This is a genomic window from Pseudomonas sp. NFR09 (assembly GCF_900111535.1).
Taxonomy (GTDB): Bacteria; Pseudomonadota; Gammaproteobacteria; order Pseudomonadales; family Pseudomonadaceae; genus Aquipseudomonas; species Aquipseudomonas extremorientalis.
Map to the genome: position 1 here is coordinate 335,491 of NZ_FOIH01000006.1, position 17,203 is coordinate 352,693.

At 61.1% G+C, this 17,203-nt stretch carries 19 protein-coding genes; 10 read left to right on the plus strand and 9 right to left on the minus strand.

Features of this window, described 5'->3' with window-relative positions:
• Positions 1-42: 42 nt before the first annotated feature.
• Complete coding sequence (locus BMX59_RS16025; RefSeq protein WP_093123289.1) at positions 43-699, minus strand: thiopurine S-methyltransferase; 657 nt, start codon at positions 697-699, stop codon at positions 43-45.
• Positions 700-802: 103 nt separating this feature from the next.
• On the opposite strand from BMX59_RS16025, the gene BMX59_RS16030 reads away from it, so the two are divergent.
• Positions 803-1,570 (plus strand): DODA-type extradiol aromatic ring-opening family dioxygenase, encoded by a 768-nt coding sequence (locus tag BMX59_RS16030; protein ID WP_092247717.1) that lies wholly within the window; start codon positions 803-805, stop codon positions 1,568-1,570.
• A 74-nt stretch (positions 1,571-1,644) separates the two neighbouring features.
• On the opposite strand, the gene BMX59_RS16035 is transcribed toward BMX59_RS16030, so the two are convergent.
• Positions 1,645-3,318: a DEAD/DEAH box helicase gene (locus tag BMX59_RS16035; protein WP_058427958.1), complete on the minus strand. Its 1,674-nt coding sequence runs from the start codon at positions 3,316-3,318 to the stop codon at positions 1,645-1,647.
• Positions 3,319-3,741: 423 nt separating this feature from the next.
• Here BMX59_RS16035 and BMX59_RS16040 point away from each other — a divergent pair, with 423 nt between their 5' ends.
• Complete coding sequence (locus BMX59_RS16040) at positions 3,742-4,533, plus strand: crotonase/enoyl-CoA hydratase family protein (RefSeq protein WP_092247714.1); 792 nt, start codon at positions 3,742-3,744, stop codon at positions 4,531-4,533.
• Positions 4,534-4,653: 120 nt separating this feature from the next.
• Here the strand turns inward: BMX59_RS16040 and BMX59_RS16045 are convergent, their stop codons facing one another.
• Positions 4,654-5,409: a spermidine synthase gene (locus BMX59_RS16045; protein WP_092247711.1), complete on the minus strand. Its 756-nt coding sequence runs from the start codon at positions 5,407-5,409 to the stop codon at positions 4,654-4,656.
• Between the two features lie 124 nt (positions 5,410-5,533).
• On the opposite strand from BMX59_RS16045, the gene BMX59_RS16050 reads away from it, so the two are divergent.
• Entirely contained in the window at positions 5,534-6,880 is a 1,347-nt protein-coding gene (locus BMX59_RS16050) for a class II 3-deoxy-7-phosphoheptulonate synthase (RefSeq protein ID WP_071488516.1), read from the plus strand.
• A 66-nt stretch (positions 6,881-6,946) separates the two neighbouring features.
• On the opposite strand, the gene BMX59_RS16055 is transcribed toward BMX59_RS16050, so the two are convergent.
• Entirely contained in the window at positions 6,947-8,212 is a 1,266-nt protein-coding gene (locus tag BMX59_RS16055) for a winged helix-turn-helix domain-containing protein (protein ID WP_093123295.1), read from the minus strand.
• Positions 8,213-8,257: 45 nt separating this feature from the next.
• Entirely contained in the window at positions 8,258-8,464 is a 207-nt protein-coding gene (locus BMX59_RS16060) for a DUF1127 domain-containing protein (RefSeq protein WP_256572969.1), read from the minus strand.
• A 70-nt stretch (positions 8,465-8,534) separates the two neighbouring features.
• Between BMX59_RS16060 and BMX59_RS16065 the strand changes: the two genes are divergently transcribed.
• Positions 8,535-9,416 (plus strand): LysR substrate-binding domain-containing protein, encoded by an 882-nt coding sequence (locus tag BMX59_RS16065; protein WP_071488519.1) that lies wholly within the window; start codon positions 8,535-8,537, stop codon positions 9,414-9,416.
• Here BMX59_RS16065 and BMX59_RS16070 read toward each other — a convergent pair.
• Positions 9,406-10,155, minus strand: coding sequence for a sulfite exporter TauE/SafE family protein (locus BMX59_RS16070; protein ID WP_071488520.1), 750 nt, complete (start codon positions 10,153-10,155; stop codon positions 9,406-9,408). The genes BMX59_RS16065 and BMX59_RS16070 overlap by 11 nt on opposite strands.
• A gap of 109 nt (positions 10,156-10,264) precedes the next feature.
• Here BMX59_RS16070 and BMX59_RS16075 point away from each other — a divergent pair, with 109 nt between their 5' ends.
• The 4 genes from BMX59_RS16075 to BMX59_RS16090 all read left to right on the plus strand — a co-directional run bounded on the left by BMX59_RS16075 (position 10,265) and on the right by BMX59_RS16090 (position 13,354).
• Positions 10,265-11,215, plus strand: a complete 951-nt coding sequence (locus tag BMX59_RS16075) for a LysR family transcriptional regulator (RefSeq protein ID WP_071488521.1) — start codon at positions 10,265-10,267, stop codon at positions 11,213-11,215.
• Positions 11,216-11,295: 80 nt separating this feature from the next.
• On the plus strand, positions 11,296-11,748 hold the full coding sequence (locus BMX59_RS16080; protein ID WP_093123302.1) for a MarR family winged helix-turn-helix transcriptional regulator: 453 nt from the start codon (positions 11,296-11,298) through the stop codon (positions 11,746-11,748).
• Between the two features lie 141 nt (positions 11,749-11,889).
• The gene (locus tag BMX59_RS16085) at positions 11,890-12,309 is read left to right on the plus strand and encodes an organic hydroperoxide resistance protein (RefSeq protein ID WP_071488523.1); all 420 of its coding nucleotides are present in this window, start codon (positions 11,890-11,892) and stop codon (positions 12,307-12,309) included.
• Between the two features lie 28 nt (positions 12,310-12,337).
• The gene (locus tag BMX59_RS16090; RefSeq protein WP_093123306.1) at positions 12,338-13,354 is read left to right on the plus strand and encodes an alpha/beta hydrolase; all 1,017 of its coding nucleotides are present in this window, start codon (positions 12,338-12,340) and stop codon (positions 13,352-13,354) included.
• A 65-nt stretch (positions 13,355-13,419) separates the two neighbouring features.
• On the opposite strand, the gene BMX59_RS16095 is transcribed toward BMX59_RS16090, so the two are convergent.
• Together BMX59_RS16095 and earP are read right to left on the minus strand one after the other, a co-directional pair.
• Positions 13,420-13,992, minus strand: coding sequence for an elongation factor P (locus BMX59_RS16095; protein ID WP_003172723.1), 573 nt, complete (start codon positions 13,990-13,992; stop codon positions 13,420-13,422).
• A gap of 49 nt (positions 13,993-14,041) precedes the next feature.
• Positions 14,042-15,175 carry an elongation factor P maturation arginine rhamnosyltransferase EarP gene (earP, locus tag BMX59_RS16100; RefSeq protein WP_093123309.1) on the minus strand — a complete coding sequence of 378 codons (1,134 nt, stop codon included), beginning with the start codon at positions 15,173-15,175 and terminating at the stop codon, positions 14,042-14,044.
• A 132-nt stretch (positions 15,176-15,307) separates the two neighbouring features.
• Here earP and BMX59_RS16105 point away from each other — a divergent pair, with 132 nt between their 5' ends.
• Both BMX59_RS16105 and BMX59_RS16110 read left to right on the plus strand, forming a co-directional pair.
• On the plus strand, positions 15,308-15,676 hold the full coding sequence (locus BMX59_RS16105) for a hypothetical protein (RefSeq protein WP_092247693.1): 369 nt from the start codon (positions 15,308-15,310) through the stop codon (positions 15,674-15,676).
• A 5-nt stretch (positions 15,677-15,681) separates the two neighbouring features.
• Positions 15,682-16,164 carry a GreA/GreB family elongation factor gene (locus BMX59_RS16110; protein WP_093123384.1) on the plus strand — a complete coding sequence of 161 codons (483 nt, stop codon included), beginning with the start codon at positions 15,682-15,684 and terminating at the stop codon, positions 16,162-16,164.
• Between the two features lie 9 nt (positions 16,165-16,173).
• On the opposite strand, the gene cysB is transcribed toward BMX59_RS16110, so the two are convergent.
• The gene (gene cysB / locus BMX59_RS16115) at positions 16,174-17,148 is read right to left on the minus strand and encodes an HTH-type transcriptional regulator CysB (RefSeq protein WP_012722988.1); all 975 of its coding nucleotides are present in this window, start codon (positions 17,146-17,148) and stop codon (positions 16,174-16,176) included.
• Between the last annotated feature and the right edge of the window lie 55 nt (positions 17,149-17,203).

A 17,203-nucleotide genomic window follows, 5' to 3' on the forward strand; every position in this document is an offset into this window, starting at 1 on the left:
CAAAATGTGGGAGGGGGCTTGCCCCCGATAGCGATGGAAAATTCAGCGCCTGGTCAACTGATACACCCGTTCATCCAGCCGCGTGACGCCGTCCTGCACGAACTTCCAGCTCTCGCCCAGGATGTCTTGTTCTTCCAGCACCTCCAAGGCCCAGTGCGCACCCAGCAACACCTTCACCTCGTCATCCGTTACTGCAAACGGTGGTCCGGCTTTTTGCGTCTGGTCGTAATCGAGGGTGATCAACAGCCCCTCGCAACCTGGACGCAACAGACTGTTCAGATGCTCGGCATACCGCACACGCATCAGCGGCGGCAAGGCGATGAGGGCGGCGCGGTCATAAAGCGCAGCGCAATCGGCCAGCGCCTCAGCATCAAGGGTGAAGAAGTCGCCACACCACACCTCGATCAAGCCCGCCTGATACACCGCAAAGGTGCCCCGTTGCGTGATACGGGGCACAAGGTCCTGTTCGTCGAAAAACGCCTCGACCGCCTGCTCCGACAGCTCCACACCCAATACTCGCAGCCCCTGGCTGGCCAGCCACATCAAGTCCAGGCTTTTGCCACACAAGGGCACCAACACCTGCGCGCCCTCGGCCAGGCCCAGTTGCGGCCAATGTCGTTGTAGATACGGATTGACCTTGGGTAGGTGAAAGCCGATCTGGTTGCTTGCCCAGCGGTCCTGCCAAAATTTAGGCTCCATAGATCACCCCGAAAATTCGATCAAAAGGCACTAAAACTTATATTAGATTTAGATCAATGATCTGATTGAAGATGGGCCCATGTTAACGCTCAGGACCCTCCTTATGTTGCCCAGCCTGTTTATCTCCCACGGTTCGCCCATGCTCGCCCTGCAACCCGGCGCCAGCGGCCCGGCGCTGCAACAGCTAGCGGCCGAGCTGCCCCGACCGAAGGCCATCGTGGTGGTGTCGGCGCACTGGGAAAGCCCTGAACTTCTGGTCAGCGGCAGCGCCGCGCCGGAAACCTGGCATGACTTCGGCGGCTTTCCCCGCGAGCTGTTTGCCGTGCAATACCCGGCCCCGGGCGACCCGCAGTTGGCCGGCAAGATTGTCGAGCTGCTGCACGCCGATGGCCTGAATGCGCGCATCGATGACCGTCGCCCCTTTGACCATGGCACCTGGGTCCCGCTGTCGCTGATGTACCCGGCGGCGGATATCCCGGTGGTGCAGGTGTCTTTGCCGAGCCGCATGGGCCCAGCCCTGCAGACCCGCGTCGGGCATGCTCTTGCGGGCCTGCGTGAGCAAGGCGTGTTGTTGATCGGCTCCGGCAGCATCACCCACAACCTGGGCGAGTTGGACTGGCATGCAGGCCCGGAGAGCATCGAGCCATGGGCGCGGAATTTCCGGGACTGGGTGGTGGACAAGCTGGCAGCCAACGATGAAACCGCGCTGCACGACTATCGCCGCCAGGCACCAAATGCCGTGCGTAGCCACCCCAGTGATGAACACTTGCTGCCCCTGTACTTCGCCCGTGGCGCCGGTGGCGAATTCAGCGTGGCGCACCAGGGATTCACCATGGGCGCGCTGGGGATGGACATCTACCGCTTCGGCTAAAGTAAATTTCAGGCAAAAAAATCCCCGAACCAGTCGGGGATTTTTTTTGTGCGATCAATCAGCCCAAGGGCGGATCAATCTTCGCGGTAGCGACGCAGTTTGAGCTGCTTACCGGCAACGCGAGTGTCTTTGAGCTTGGTCAGCAGTTTTTCCAGACCGTCTTCCGGCAGTTCCACCAGGGAGAAGCTGTCACGGACCTGGATGCGACCGATGGCTTCACGTGCCAGACCACCCTCATTGAGGATAGCGCCCAGCAGGTTCTTGGCAGCGATGCCATCACGCGCGCCCAGCGCGGTACGGCAACGCGCACGGCCTTCAGCCAATGGAACCGGAGCGCGACGCTCACGATCACCACGGTCTGGACGGTCGCCGGAACGCTCCGGACGATCACCGCGCGGTGCGCTGTTCGGCACCAGTGGACGTTCTTTCTCGATGGCCGCCAGGGTCAGGGCTTGACCGTTGGTTGCCTTGCGCAGCAGGGCTGCAGCCAGGGCACGCGGGGTGCAACCGATGTCGGCGGTCAGGCGGTCCAGCAGGTCGCCGTGGGTCGATTCAGCGTCAGCCACCAGTGGTGCCAGGCTGTTGGTCAGTTTCTTGATGCGGGCATCCAGGACTGCCTGGGCATCCGGCAGGCGCACTTCAGCGACTTTCTGACCGGTCACACGCTCGATCACTTGCAGCATGCGGCGTTCACGCGGCGTCACCAGCAGCAGTGCACGACCTTCGCGACCGGCACGGCCAGTACGGCCGATACGGTGCACGTAGGACTCCGGGTCGTACGGCATGTCAACGTTGAACACGTGGGTGATACGTGGAACGTCGAGGCCACGGGCAGCAACGTCGGTCGCTACAACGATGTCCAGGCGGCCATCCTTGAGGGAGTCGATCACGCGCTCACGCTGGTTCTGGGCGATGTCACCGTTCAGCGCAGCGGCTTTGTAGCCTTTGGCTTCCAGGGCACTGGCCAGGTCCAGGGTCGCTTGCTTGGTGCGCACGAACATGATCAGGGCGTCGAAGTCTTCGACTTCCAGCAGGCTCAATACAGCCGAGGTCTTCTGGTCAGCGTGAACCAACAGGTGAGCCTGTTCGATCGCGGTAACGGTCTGGGTCTTGGTCTGGATCTTCACGTGTTGCGGATCGCGCAGGTGGCGTTCGGCAATGGCACGGATCGACTGTGGCAGGGTGGCCGAGAACAGTACGGTCTGACGGGTTGGTGGCAGTGCCTTGAAGATGACTTCCAGGTCATCCATGAAGCCCAGCTTCAACATTTCGTCAGCTTCGTCCAGAACCAGGTGGTTCACGGTCGACAGGACTTTCTCGTCACGACGCAGGTGGTCACACAGGCGGCCCGGGGTGGCGACAACGATCTGTGCGCCATTGCGGATTGCCTTGAGTTGCGGGCCCATAGGCGCGCCGCCGTAAACGGCCACAACGGTTACGCCTGGCATTTGCTTGGCGTAGGTTTCAAAAGCGGTTGCTACTTGCAGCGCCAACTCACGAGTTGGCGCCAGGATCAGGGCTTGCGGTTCGCGCTTGGCAGGATCGATGCAGTGCAGGATAGGCAGGGCGAACGCGGCGGTTTTACCGGTACCGGTTTGCGCCTGGCCAATCATGTCCTGGCCGGCCATGATGATCGGGATCGATTGCTGCTGAATCGCCGAAGGCTCTTCGTAGCCGGTCGCTGCGACGGCTGCAAGAATATTCGGGTTGAGATTAAAAGCGGCGAAGCCGCCGGTTTCCTGGGTCATGGGTCTGCCTCTAAGTGCATCCGCAAAGACCCATGCTCCAAAGCTGCGCATGCCGTGTTGAGACTCAAGAGTCGCCCTGGCTGCTTTGTCGGCGGGGATTTGCGAAAACGAATGAATGAAAAAGATTCGTCAAGGGAGAGTCCGCTGTGCGGACGTGCAGCCGAAGCTGACTTCGGGGAATTGCGCTACCTAAACGCGGCCCGGTTAAAGGCCGGCGCGCACTATACCGGAAATAGCTGAAAAAGGGAGCTTTTTTTATCGCCATGTACCGATAAACCGCGCTATGTCACAGTCTTTGCAGATAACGCCGGCAGGGTCTATTTTCCAGAGGCCCGGCCCTGTTGGTCATAACGCTTAAACGGTTCACCTGAGCGTTGCGGCCCTTTGGTCCGAAACCTTTCCCCGCGCCCGAGGGCACACCCGATGAATCAAGCCAGCAGCAGCCGCGTCAGCCGTGAACTCCAGGGTCATGTCTTGCTTTTGGGTCTGGACCGGGTGGCCAAACGCAACGCGTTCGACCTCGACCTGCTCAATGAGCTGAGCCTGGCGTATGGCGAATTTGATCGAAATGATGACGCTCGGGTGGCCGTGGTGTTTGCCCATGGCGACCACTTTACCGCCGGGCTGGACCTGGCCAATGTCAGCGGCGTAATGGCCGGTGGCTGGCAGCCGCCTCTGGGCGGTTGTGATCCGTGGGGCGTATTTGCCGGCCCGCGCGTGAGCAAACCGGTGATCGTCGCAGCCCAGGGCTACTGTCTGACCATCGGTATCGAATTGATGCTGGCCGCCGATATCAACTTGTGCGCGAGCAACACGCGCTTTGCGCAGATGGAAGTGCAGCGTGGGATCTTTCCGTTCGGCGGCGCGACACTGCGCCTTCATCAGATCGCCGGCTGGGGCAACGCGATGCGCTGGCTGCTCACCGGCGACGAATTCGATGCCCATGAAGCCCTGCGCCTGGGCCTGGTGCAGGAAGTGATGGCCAGCGAGGACTTGCTGCCCCGCGCCGTCGAACTGGCCAACCGCATTGCGCGCCAGGCACCGCTGGGCGTGCAGGCCACGTTGATGTCGGCACGGCTGGCGCGCATGGAAGGCGAAGCCGTGGCGGCTGAGGCGTTGCCGCCGATGGTGGACAAATTGCTCAACAGTGAGGATGCCAACGAAGGGGTGCTGGCGATGGTGGAGAAGCGGCCAGGGGTGTTCAAAGGTATTTAGTCGTCGTCAGTGATGGCCTCTTCGCGGGCAAGCCCGCTCCCACAGGGGAATACATTTCAACAGGGGAATGCAGTCCAAATGTGGGAGCGGGCTTGCCCGCGAAAGGGCCAGTTCAGGCAATCAAGTAGCCGGCCGGATCGCCTTGATCAACGCCTGCAACGAATACCCCAGGCGTGGCACCAATGCCTCGGCACGCGCCGTCAACGCTTGCATATCCAGCTCCTGATCCAACTCCGAAGGCACCAGCAAGATCACGTTGCCCTCCTTCACCGGCAGCTCCCAGTAATGCCGGTGATACAACCCGCGCAACAATGCCGCGCCCAACGGCTTGCCGTCATCGGTGGCCCATTGGTTGATCACCAGCCAGCCGCCAGGATTGAGTTTCTTCTGGCAGTTTTCCAGAAAGGTCCAGGCCAGGTGCCCGACGCCGGGACCGACGTCCGTATAGAGGTCCACGAAGATCAAGTCTGCCGATTCGGCGGTTTCCAGCAATTGGAGGGCATCACCAATGCGGATATACAACCGCGGGTCGTCATCCAGCCCCAGGTATTCGATGGCCAGGCGCGGCACGTCGGGGCGCAACTCGATGGCTTCCACATCTTCCAGCGGCAGGAACCTGAGGCACGCCTGCGTCAACGTCCCGGCACCCAGGCCAAGGAACAGCGCGCTCTCAGGCTGTTCATGACACAACGCACCGATCAGCATCGCACGGGTGTAGTCATACTCCAGCCAGCTCGGGTCAGCGGTGAACACGCAGCTCTGCTCGATGGCATCGCCAAACTCGAGAAAACGGTAATCGGCCACTTCGAGCACACGGATCATGCCGAATTCATCATGGACTTCGGCGAGCAGGCGCTCGACACGCTCCTCGGTCATCACAACTCCTAACGGGTTTGCTGCACGGCAAAGGCGCGATTGTCGGCCAACCGGCGGCAACAGGTCACGCACTAATTGCTGATAACATTGGCGCCCCACCGTCAATCAGCCAATCGAGTTCATGATGAGCCAACCCTGGAGCCCCGACAGCTGGCGCGCCCTGCCGATCCAGCAACAACCCCGGTACCCGGACGCTGCACACTTGCTGCAAGTGGAGCAGAACCTGGCCAGCTACCCGCCACTGGTGTTTGCCGGAGAAGCTCGCGAACTGCGCCGCCAGTTTGCCGAGGTGACCCAGGGCCGTGCGTTCCTGCTGCAAGGCGGCGATTGCGCCGAGAGTTTTGCCGAGTTCTCCGCCGCGAAAATCCGCGACACGTTCAAAGTGCTGCTGCAAATGGCTATCGTGATGACCTTCGCCGCCGGCTGCCCGGTGGTCAAGGTCGGGCGCATGGCGGGCCAGTTCGCCAAGCCGCGTTCGGCCAATGATGAAACCATCGACGGTGTCACCCTGCCCGCCTACCGTGGCGACATCGTCAATGGCATCGGTTTCGACGAGAAAAGCCGCGTGCCGGACCCGGACCGCCTGCTGCAGTCCTACCACCAGTCCACCGCTACCCTGAACCTGCTGCGCGCCTTTGCCCAGGGCGGTTTTGCCGACCTGCACCAGGTGCACAAGTGGAACCTGGACTTTATCGCCAACTCTGCGCTGGCCGAAAAATACAGCCAACTGGCCGACCGTATTGACGAAACCCTGGCTTTCATGCGCGCCTGCGGCATGGACAGCTCGCCGCAACTGCGCGAGACCAGCTTCTTCACCGCCCACGAAGCGCTGCTGCTCAACTACGAACAAGCCTTCGTACGCCGTGACAGCCTGACCAACGACTACTACGACTGCTCGGCCCATATGCTGTGGATCGGCGATCGCACTCGCCAACTGGACGGCGCTCACGTCGAGTTCCTGCGCGGGGTGAACAACCCGATCGGGGTCAAGGTCGGGCCGAGCATGAACCCGGATGACCTGATCCGCCTGATCGATATCCTCAACCCGGACAACGACCCCGGCCGCCTCAACCTGATCGCGCGCATGGGCGCGGGCAAGGTCGGCGATCACCTGCCCCACCTGATTCGTGCCGTGCAGCGCGAGGGCAAGCAGGTGCTGTGGAGCTCGGACCCGATGCATGGCAACACCATCAAGGCCAGCAGCGGCTACAAAACCCGCGACTTTGCGCAGATCCTCGGCGAGGTGAAGGAGTTTTTCCAGGTGCACCAGGCCGAAGGCAGCTATGCCGGCGGGATTCACATCGAGATGACCGGGCAGAACGTCACCGAGTGCATCGGCGGCGCACGGCCGATCACCGAGGATGGCTTGTCGGACCGCTATCACACCCACTGCGACCCACGGATGAATGCCGATCAGTCGCTGGAACTGGCGTTTCTGATTGCCGAGACCTTGAAGCAAGTCAAACGCTGAGTTTTCAGTTGCCTTCAGGGCCTCATCGGGGGCGAGCCCCCTCCCACACTTGAATGTATTCACAGATCAAAATGCGGGAGGGGGCTCGCCCCCGATGAGGCCCTGAAGACCAACCCCCATGCTGATCATCGCCGCCCGCAACCGCTCGGCACTCGGCCTTTGGCAATTGAGTTGCACCTGCTCCAGCCCCAGCCAGTCGGCCATTTGCCGCAGGTTTTGCGCCAGCGCCAACATCCCTTGCTCATCCAGCCCCGGCTCTTCTTCGTGCACCGCATGCACCGCCAGGCGCCCATTGGCGCGTTCGGCGCGCAGGTCGACGCGCGCGGCGATCCGCTCGTTGTGCAGGAACGGCAGCACGTAGTAACCGTACACCCGCTTGTCCTGCGGGGTGTAGATCTCCAGCCGGTAACGGAAGTCGAACAGCCGCTCGGTGCGACTGCACTCCCAGACCAGCGAATCAAACGGTGACAACAAGGCGCTGGCCGGCACTTTGCGCGGCACTTTGGGATCGGGCAGGCAGTACGCCGCCTGTTTCCAGCCTTGTACCTGGCACGTCACCAGTTGACCGTCCTCCACCAGTTCAGCGAGGCGATGGCGGCTGTCGGCCGGGTCGAGACGGAAGTAATCGCGCAGGTCTTTTTCAGTACCGACACCCAACGCGGTGGCGCTGTGCAGCAACAAACCACGCTGGGCCTCGGCTTCGGTCACAGTGGTTTGAAGGATATCGCCGGGAATGACCCGCTCCGGCAAATCATAGAGCCGCTCAAACCCGCGCCGACCGGCGACTGTGACCAAACCAGCAGCAAACAGCCATTCCAACGCGTGCTTTTCGTCGCTCCAGTCCCACCATGGGCCGGCGCGTTCCTCGCGGGTCGACAAGCTGCCGGCACCCAGCGCGCCCTGCTGCTCAACAGTGTGCAGTACACGTTGAATCGTGGCCTGTTGCTCACGCCCAAAACGCGCCATCTGCGAATAAATGCCCTGCCCTTGCCTGGCCCGCTCCATGCGCCAGCGCATCAACGGGAACAATGCCATCGGCAGGAGCGACGCCTCATGCCCCCAGTATTCGAACAGAGAACGCCGCCGCCCCTGGCTCCAGGCAGCCTGTTCGAGCAACAACGGGGAATAGTGACCCAGACGGGAAAACAGCGGCAGGTAATGGGAGCGCACCACCGCATTGACCGAATCGATCTGCAGCACGCCCAGGCGCTCGATCATACGGTTGAGGTGCGCAGCCTTGATCAGTGCAGGCGCCTGGCGCCCGGAAAAACCCTGGGCCGCCAGCGCCATGCGTCGAGCTTGCTTGAGTGAAAACGACTGGTCGGCGGGCATGGGTTTCTCCGTGGGGGCTCGCCGACTACCCTACTGCATCCGCGATCATTTTCGCAGCGGATCTTGCCAGAAATGCAGGTGGAGCTCCTGCTCCACGTCGCCGCGATTGAGGCCGATGTCCTTGAGCGCATCATCGCTCAAGGTCGCCAGCATCTGGCGCTCCTCATGCAGCGTCTGCCAACGGACAATCTTGTGAAGCAGCCCGGTAAACGGACGTTTCGCCAGTAATACAAAACCTCTTTGACCTTTCATCTTCTCGCCCTCCAGTGGGGATGGCGCAAGTGTGTGCGTGGGCTTAAGATCAATCCAACGAATGTTTTTTATGCAATACATCTCGGAGATTGATCAATTGTCCGGCTACCCAAGCATCGACACTGAGGTGCTGCGCACCTTCGTCGCCATCGCCGACCAGGGCGGCTTTACCCGCGCCGGCGAGCTGGTCAACCGCACTCAATCGGCGGTGAGCATGCAGATGAAGCGCCTGGAAGAGGACGTATTGCAGCGCAAGCTGTTCGAGCGCGATGGCCGGCAGGTGCGGCTGACGCCTGAGGGTCAGGTATTACTGGGCTATGCGCGGCGTATCCTGAAACTGCACAGCGAGGTGTTCAACACCCTGCGCGAGCCGCACATGGTCGGGTTGGTGCGCATCGGCACGCCGGACGACTACGTGATGCGGTTCCTGCCGGGCATTCTCAAGCAGTTCTCCAAGGCGTACCCGCTGATCCAGATCGAGATGCACTGCGAGGCGTCGACGGTATTGATGCAGCGTCGGGATTTGGCACTGACCGTTGTCAGTCGTGAGCCGGGCAATGAGATCGGTGAACTGTTGCGCACGGAGCGCATGGTGTGGGCAGCGGCGCCGTGCTTCTGCGCCGACGAGCACGACGCCCTGCCGCTGGCGATGTCCGGCGCCGATTGCCTTTATACCCAGTGGGCACGCTCGGCACTGGACGCGGCCGGGCGCGATTATCGCCTGGCCTACCACAGCTCCAACGTGTCGGCGATCCAGGCGGTTGTCAATGCAGGCCTGGCGGTGATGGTCAGCATGGAGAGCCTGGTGACCGAAGACCTGCGCGTACTCGGCCGCGACGAGGGTTTCCCGCCGCTGCCGTCAATGAATCTGCATTTGCTGCGTAACCCGCAGATGAATTCGCCCATCACCGACTGCCTGGCGGAATACATCCTCGAAGGTTTCAGACTTTAAAGGTCAACATCACCGCGCACACCACCAGGAAGCCGCAGAACAGACCGCGCAGCACACGTTCCGGCAGTGCATGGGCCACCTTCACGCCCCAACTGATGCTGAGCAAACCGCCCACGGCCAACGGCACACCGATCATCCAGTCAACTTCCTGATGCCAGGCGTAAGTGACCAATGTCACCCCCGTGCTCGGCAAGGCCAAGGCCAGGGACAACCCTTGGGCAACCACCTGGCTCGTGCCGAACACACTGGTCAGCACCGGCGTAGCGACCACGGCGCCGCCGACGCCAAACAAACCGCCCATGGACCCGGAAGCGGCACCGAGCACTCCAAGCCACGGCCAGGAATAGCGCATCTGCGCCGTAGGCGGTGCGTTGCGGGTGAACATGCGCAGCAGGTTGTAGGCAGACAGTGCCAGCAAAAAAGCGATAAAACCGATGCGCATTGCACCCGCGTCCAGCCCCACCGCCCAGATCGAACCCAGCCAGGCAAACGTGAACCCCATGACGCCGAGCGGCAGCGCATGGCGCAACTCGATACGGTTGCGCTGGTGATAGCGCCACAGCGCCAGCATCACGTTGGGCACCACCATCACCAAGGCGGTGCCTTGGGCCAATTGCTGGTCCAGGCCGAACAACACGCCCAGCACCGGGATGGCAATCAACCCACCGCCAATGCCAAACAGGCCGCCCACCGTGCCGAGGGCCGCACCCAAGATCAGGTACATCACTAAATCCAACACCGCTTGTTACTCCGCAATCCCAGGCCTTGCATGCTACGCAGTCGGCTCTGGCGCGGAAACGCACAGCAACGCACAATGGCTGTGCCAATCTCGCATAAGCGACTTTACGATGAACCCCAATCCTCTGACCGATCAACTGAGCCTGTTTCTCGATGTACTGGAGACCGGCAGTTTCTCCGCCGCCGCACGCCGCCATCCGCTGACGCCGTCGGCGGTAGCACGGCGGATCGACAGCCTGGAAAGCTCGGTGGGCAGCCGCTTGTTCCAGCGCAGCACCCATGCCGTGGTGCCGACCCCGGCCGGCCTGGCCTTCGCCGAGCGGGCACGGCGGATCGTCAGCGAGCTGCAACTGGCGCGTGCCGAAGCGGTGTCCCTCAGCCACGCGCCGGAAGGCCTGATCCGGGTAGATGCGCCGGCAGCGTTTGGGCGACGGCATCTGGCGCCGGTGATTGCGGACTTTCTGAATGTCTACCCGGGGCTGGATGTGCACCTGCATTTGATCGACAGCTTTGTGGATATGCAGGGCGCACACCTGGGCAAAGTGGACCTGGTGCTGCGCGCCGGGCATCTCGTCGACACGCGGTTGATCGCCACGCCCTTGGCGAGCATCGTGCGCATCGCGTGCGCCAGCCCGGCCTATCTGAAAAGCCGCGGCACGCCGATCCACCCTCGGGAACTGAGCGAACACGATGGGTTGGACTGGGATGGCCTGGCGCCCACGTTCGCCTGGCGCTTCGAGCTGGATGGGCGCCGCGCCACCTATCGCCCGCAACGCATCCGCATGAGTGCCAATAACGCTGAAGCCTTGTTGTCTGGTGCTTTGGCAGGACTGGGTATCGCTCACCTGCCCACGTGGCTGGCCAGCGAATACCTGGTGCGCGGCGAACTGCTGCCCTTGTTCTGCGAAGACGGCCTGCCCAGCCCCGAGACCACCGGGATCTACGCGCTGCGCCTGGAACAGCAACCCAATGCCCGCAGCCGATTGCTGCTGGAGTATCTGAAGTCCCGGTTCAGCCCGGTGCCGCCTTGGGATCTGGCGCTACAGAGTGGCCTGGTCTAACCATTCGGTCAGAATTATCTGGCGCATTAAAGATTTGCCCGCTAGATTCCAGCCCAGACATGCTTTTTCGAGGTACCGCCATGAGCAAGAACCCTGATCCGTGCGAATCCCTGATGCTGGACAACCAGCTGTGCTTCGCCCTGCACTCCACCTCGCTGCTGATGACCAAGGTCTACAAGCCAATGCTGCAAGCACTTGGCCTGACCTACCCGCAGTACCTGGCCATGATGGTGTTGTGGGAAGAGGATGGTTTGACCGTCGGCGAAATCAGCAGTCGCCTGCTGACCGATCCGGGCTCGCTTACCCCACTGCTCAAGCGCCTGGAAGCCGAAGGTGTGCTCAGCCGTACCCGCAGCCGCGAGGATGAACGCGTCGTGGTTGTAGAACTGACCGAGGCCGGGCGGGCACTGCAGGACAAGGCCCTGGGGATCCCGCAGTGCATCCTGGGCGCCAGCGGCCTGGAATTGGACCAACTACGCAAGCTACAAGCTGATTTGATTGCACTGCGCAGCAACTTGCAGAACGCAATTTAGAACGCCCCTCCCACATCGGTTTTGGCTACACGAAAATATTTTATAAATTTATCTTGCGCACTAAACATTAGCGCTATACATTTGCCTCACCAACTACTTAGCGCGCAAACATTTAGCGCTAACGACCAAGAGGAAAACACCATGCAAACGCTCTACACCGCAGTAGCTACCGCCACCGGCGGCCGTGATGGTCGTGCTGTTTCCAGCGACAACATCCTCGACGTCAAACTCTCCACCCCCAAAGAACTGGGCGGTGCCGGCGGCCAGGCCACCAACCCTGAACAACTGTTCGCTGCCGGCTACTCGGCCTGCTTCATCGGTGCCCTGAAATTCGTCGCCAGCCAGACCAAACGCAAAATCCCGGATGACGCCTCGATCACCGCCCACGTTGGCATCGGCCAGATCCCCGGCGGTTTCGGCCTGGACATCGACCTGCACATCAGCCTGCCCGGCCTGGCCCAGGACGACGCGCAAAGCCTGGTCGACGCCGCCCACCAAGTCTGCCCGTACTCCAACGCCACCCGTGGCAACGTCGATGTACGCCTGCACGTGATCGTCTAAATGAAACCGGCCGCCCCTGGAGAACGAAATGAACACAATTGGTAAAGCGCTCACCGGCACCCTGCTCGCCTTGTCCATCACCCACGCCTTTGCGGCGACCGGTGAAGTCGAGCACAACACCCAGGCCTTCCTGGATGTGTTGAACGCAGGCAACGGCAAACCGATGGAACAACTGACGCCCAAGGACGCCCGTGCCGTACTGACCGGCGCCCAGGCCGGTGTGAAGCTGACCTTGCCCAAGGCGGATGTGAGCCAGAAGACCATCCAGGTCGACGGCAAGCCGCTGGACCTGACCATCGTGCGGCCAGCCGGGGTCAAGGGCACATTGCCTGTGTTCATGTTCTTCCACGGTGGCGGCTGGGTGCTGGGGGATTACCCGACCCATGAGCGCTTGGTGCGGGATCTGGTGGTGGGTTCGGGGGCGGTGGCGGTATTCGTCAACTACACGCCTTCACCGGAAGCACGTTACCCGGTGGCGATCAACCAGGCCTACGGCGCCACAAAATGGGTGGCCGAGCACGGTAAAGAGATCAATGTCGATGGCAAGCGCCTGGCGGTCGCGGGCAACAGCGTCGGCGGCAACATGGCGGCAGTGGTCAGCCTGATGGCCAAGGATAAGGGCACGCCGGCGATCAAGTTCCAATTGTTGCTATGGCCGGTGACCGACGCCAATTTCGACACCGCGTCCTACAACCAGTACGCCGAAGGGCACTTCCTGACCCGCAACATGATGAAGTGGTTCTGGGACAACTACACCACCGACGCCAACCAGCGCGCCGAGGTCTATGCCTCGCCGCTGCGGGCCACCACCGACCAGCTCAAAGGCTTGCCGCCTGCGCTGATCCAGACCGCCAGCGCCGATGTGCTGCGGGATGAGGGTGAAGCCTACGCCCGCAAGCTGGACGCAGCCGGTGTACCGGTGACTGCCGTGCGCTACAACGGCATGATTCACGACTACGGTCTGCTCAACGTGGTCAGCCAAGTCCCGGCAGTCCGCTCCGCATTGCTCCAGGCCTCGGATGAGCTGAAGCAACACTTGAAGTAAAAAGCAGCGCCCACGAAAAAGCCCGACTCAAGGTCGGGCTTTTTTTCGTATCGGCGGGGCCAGAATTACTTCTTGGCGCGACCTTTGTACGAACCGCCTTCGCGGGTATCGATCTCGATCAGGTCGTCGATTTCGATGAAATCGGCCACTTGCAGTTCGGTACCATTGCTCAGCTTGGCAGGCTTCATCACCTTGCCCGACGTGTCGCCGCGAGCGGAACCTTCGGTGTAGGCCACTTTACGCACGATGGTGGTCGGCAGCTCTACGGAAACCAGGCGCTCTTCGAAGAAAATAGCTTCGCAGACGTCTTCCATACCTTCTTCGATGAACGGCAGAACAGCTTCGATATCTTCAGCGTTCAGCTCGTACATGGTGTAGTCGGTGGTGTCCATGAACGTGTAGGTGTCGCCGCTGATGAAGGACAGGGTCGCTTCTTTGCGGTCGAGGATTACGTCGTCCAGTTTGTCATCGGCGCTGTAGACGATCTCGGTCTTGTAACCGGTCAGCAGGTTCTTCAGCTTGGTCTTCATGATGGCGCTGTTACGACCAGACTTGGTGAACTCAGCTTTCTGAACCAGCCAAGGGTCGTTTTCGAGACGGATCACTGTACCGGGTTTCAGTTCTTTACCAGTTTTCATTGCATATATCCGAAATTTGGATGGGATTTACAAAATTCAAGGTGGCGTATCATATCCAACTTTCATGAAAGTTCACCAGCGCCGTCGCAAGATCGGCCCGCAAGCCCTGTTCCAGACACCACGTTTCGGCGTGCTGGCTGACCTCCGGCCAATGTTCCAGCAGCATTTTCCACGGCTGGGCCATATCGCCCTCCGTGTTCCAGGCTTGCCAGAGCCCGATCAGCGCCGCCCTTGCCGAGGGTGATAAGCCTGCGGTGTACAGCTCCAGGAAGGCATCGAGTTTGTCGAGGTGAATATCTTCGTCCTGTCGATAGATATGCCACAGCAGCGGTCGCCCGGCCCACTGGGCGCGCACGAACGAGTCTTCACCGCGTACGGCATTGAAGTCACAGCACCACAGCAGGCGGTCGTATTGCTCCTGGCGCACGAACGCAATCACCTGCACCGTCAGCGATCCCCGCTGCTGGATATCCCCCGCCACCAGCCGCTCCAAGCCCAACCAACGCTGCACATCGCCAAGAATGCGCCCCTCCGGCACCAATAGATGAGTGGCACGCCCGTCCGTCGATAACACGTCCAGCCAACTGGCGAGCCCGGCATTCTCATAGGCAAACAGTGAGATCAGCCGCGCACCGGCTGTGGGAAACACACCCAAGGTTTGCAGGAAGTCTTGTTGCACGTTCACATCCTGCTGAAAAGCCCGACGCTGTTCCAGCAACCCGGCCTCACGCAAAAGGCCGCCGGTGCCAGGCCGGAATCCGGGGAAGAAGAAGTACTTCTGCACGCCCTTGAACTTCACCGATGGCAGCCGGTGGCAACCGACGACCCATTCCTCGGCGCTGAGATAATCCAGGTTCATCCACACCGGCGTGCGTTCGCGCTCGGCCATGGCCTCCATATACTCAGGTGGCAACTGGCAGGCAAACGCGGCGATTACGACATCCGCTGCAGGCGCGCCCACCCACTCCGTCGGCCAATGACGCACTTCGACACCTTCCTGCCATTGCTGGTCGAGTTGCACATCAATCTCAGGGCACATGCGCTCGAATGCGCGCAGGTCGTCGACCCACAAGCGCACAACACAGGCATGTTCCGCCACCAATTGCCGGGCCAGGCGCCAGGTCACGCCGATGTCGCCGAAGTTGTCGACGACGCTGCAAAAAATATCCCAGCGGGCTTTCATTCCGGGCTCCAACGCTCAAAGGTTCGATTGTCCGCATAAATGCGCGGATGCAGAAGGCTTGATCGCGATTATTCTGCACTGTGGCTGTGCGACAATCGCAGCCACGCCATCAATGCCTGCCAGGAGGGCACCATGTCTGATCGTCCGTTGTCGCTGTTCAAGCTCAGTGCCGCTATTGCGTCTGGCGTATGGCTGGGGTTTATCGCCATCGTGCTGACCACCTGGCTGGCGTCGCGCTACCTGTTTCCCCAGAGCCTGGCGCCAGTGGCCCAGGCCGTACAGCAATTGGGCAAACCTGCTGTGGCGGAGCCTGAACCGCCGAATCGCATGTTCGAGCAATATCAGCAGAACCTGCAGAAGCAGGAACAGCAACAGAGCCTGGAGCAGGCGCGCAACAACGCGCGCAACCTGTCCAACCCCAAATGCCAGTTCTGGCTGCAACAGGACCAGAACGCCCCCAACGAAAAGACCCGGGCCAATGTCCTGCAATTCTGCGATTGATGACCATGAATAAACACGCCGTCCACCTGCTGATCCTGGAAAAGCTCGGCGTCGACCTCGACATCGCACAGCGCGCTGCGCAGACCGCCTACGAAACCGCGACCCACGAAGAAAACATCGCTGAAAACAAATACGACACCCTGGGGCTGGAGGCGTCCTATCTGGCGGCCGGGCAAGCCAAGCGCGTCGAGGAGATCAGGCAGGCGTTGGCGCTGTGCCAGAACATGCCATTACGTGCCTTCGATGATCAGCGCGGCATAGAAGTCGGCGCCCTGCTGGGCCTGGAAGACGAGAACGGTCGCCAGCAATGGCTGTTCCTGGCACCGGATGCGGCCGGTTTAAAGGTGGACGTGGTTGGACAACCGGTGACCGTCATCACCCCGCGCTCACCACTGGGCAAAAGCCTGCTGGGCAAGTTCGAAGGCGATGAGGTGGAGATTCTGGTGGCAGGCGCCCGGCAACATTTTACGGTTACCGAGGCCAAATAAACCGCTGGCTTAATGGACGGGCAATTCAACGCCGTCGAACAGCTCTTCCAGCTCCTGCTTGTTGTGGCACTGGATCGCCTTGGCCATGACTTCGCGGGTCAGGTGCGGCGCAAACTTCTCGATGAAATCGCACATGAAGCCACGCAGGAAGGTGCCACGACGGAAGCCGATCTTGGTCACGCTGGACTCGAACAGCTCGCTGGCATCGAGCACCACCAGGTCTTTGTCGAGGGCCGTGTCGACCGCCATCTTGGCGACGATACCCACGCCCAGGCCCAGGCGTACATAAGTCTTGATCACGTCGGCGTCGGCGGCAGTGAACACCACTTTCGGCGTGAGTCCACGATGGCTGAAGGCTTCGTCGAGCTTGGAACGGCCGGTGAAACCGAACACGTAGGTCACGATCGGGTATTCGGCCAGGGCTTCCAGGGTCAGCTTCGGCAGCTTGGCCAATGGGTGACCTTGCGGCACGACCACGCAACGGTTCCAGCGGTAGCACGGCATCATCACCAGGTCGCCGAACAGCTCCAGGGCCTCGGTGGCAATGGCGAAATCGACGGTGCCGTCAGCGGCCATCTCGGCGATCTGCATCGGCGAACCCTGGTGCATGTGCAGGGCCACATCCGGGTACTGCTTGATGAAATCACGGATCACCGGCGGCAACGCGTAACGCGCCTGGGTGTGGGTGGTGGCGATGGACAGGGTGCCTTTCTTCTCGTTGGAGAATTCCTGGGCGATCTGCTTGATGCTTTCGACTTTGCGCAGGATCTCGCCGGCGGTGGTGATGATGCGCTCACCGGCGGGGGTGACACGGGTGAGGTGCTTGCCACTGCGCGCGAACACTTCGACGCCCAACTCGTCTTCGAGCAGGCGGATCTGCTTGCTGATACCGGGTTGCGAGGTGTAGAGGCTTTGAGCGGTAGCGGAAACGTTGAGGTCGTGGTGCGCCACTTCCCAGATGTAGCGCAGTTGTTGAAGCTTCATATGTGTCCCTCAAAGCAGATAGACGCCACGGGTATCAGCGACGGTATATAACTAT

What these genes read in the sequence shown, in the direction of transcription:
- BMX59_RS16025 (WP_093123289.1), bottom strand. Translation starts at nt 699, where the DNA reads ATGGAGCCTAAATTTTGGCAGGACCGCTGGGCAAGCAACCAGATCGGC.
- BMX59_RS16030 (WP_092247717.1), top strand. Translation starts at nt 803, where the DNA reads ATGTTGCCCAGCCTGTTTATCTCCCACGGTTCGCCCATGCTCGCCCTG.
- BMX59_RS16035 (WP_058427958.1), bottom strand. Translation starts at nt 3,318, where the DNA reads ATGACCCAGGAAACCGGCGGCTTCGCCGCTTTTAATCTCAACCCGAAT.
- BMX59_RS16040 (WP_092247714.1), top strand. Translation starts at nt 3,742, where the DNA reads ATGAATCAAGCCAGCAGCAGCCGCGTCAGCCGTGAACTCCAGGGTCAT.
- BMX59_RS16045 (WP_092247711.1), bottom strand. Translation starts at nt 5,409, where the DNA reads ATGACCGAGGAGCGTGTCGAGCGCCTGCTCGCCGAAGTCCATGATGAA.
- BMX59_RS16050 (WP_071488516.1), top strand. Translation starts at nt 5,534, where the DNA reads ATGAGCCAACCCTGGAGCCCCGACAGCTGGCGCGCCCTGCCGATCCAG.
- BMX59_RS16055 (WP_093123295.1), bottom strand. Translation starts at nt 8,212, where the DNA reads ATGCCCGCCGACCAGTCGTTTTCACTCAAGCAAGCTCGACGCATGGCG.
- BMX59_RS16060 (WP_256572969.1), bottom strand. Translation starts at nt 8,464, where the DNA reads ATGAAAGGTCAAAGAGGTTTTGTATTACTGGCGAAACGTCCGTTTACC.
- BMX59_RS16065 (WP_071488519.1), top strand. Translation starts at nt 8,535, where the DNA reads ATGCAATACATCTCGGAGATTGATCAATTGTCCGGCTACCCAAGCATC.
- BMX59_RS16075 (WP_071488521.1), top strand. Translation starts at nt 10,265, where the DNA reads ATGAACCCCAATCCTCTGACCGATCAACTGAGCCTGTTTCTCGATGTA.
- BMX59_RS16080 (WP_093123302.1), top strand. Translation starts at nt 11,296, where the DNA reads ATGAGCAAGAACCCTGATCCGTGCGAATCCCTGATGCTGGACAACCAG.
- BMX59_RS16085 (WP_071488523.1), top strand. Translation starts at nt 11,890, where the DNA reads ATGCAAACGCTCTACACCGCAGTAGCTACCGCCACCGGCGGCCGTGAT.
- BMX59_RS16090 (WP_093123306.1), top strand. Translation starts at nt 12,338, where the DNA reads ATGAACACAATTGGTAAAGCGCTCACCGGCACCCTGCTCGCCTTGTCC.
- BMX59_RS16095 (WP_003172723.1), bottom strand. Translation starts at nt 13,992, where the DNA reads ATGAAAACTGGTAAAGAACTGAAACCCGGTACAGTGATCCGTCTCGAA.
- earP (WP_093123309.1), bottom strand. Translation starts at nt 15,175, where the DNA reads ATGAAAGCCCGCTGGGATATTTTTTGCAGCGTCGTCGACAACTTCGGC.
- BMX59_RS16105 (WP_092247693.1), top strand. Translation starts at nt 15,308, where the DNA reads ATGTCTGATCGTCCGTTGTCGCTGTTCAAGCTCAGTGCCGCTATTGCG.
- BMX59_RS16110 (WP_093123384.1), top strand. Translation starts at nt 15,682, where the DNA reads ATGAATAAACACGCCGTCCACCTGCTGATCCTGGAAAAGCTCGGCGTC.
- cysB (WP_012722988.1), bottom strand. Translation starts at nt 17,148, where the DNA reads ATGAAGCTTCAACAACTGCGCTACATCTGGGAAGTGGCGCACCACGAC.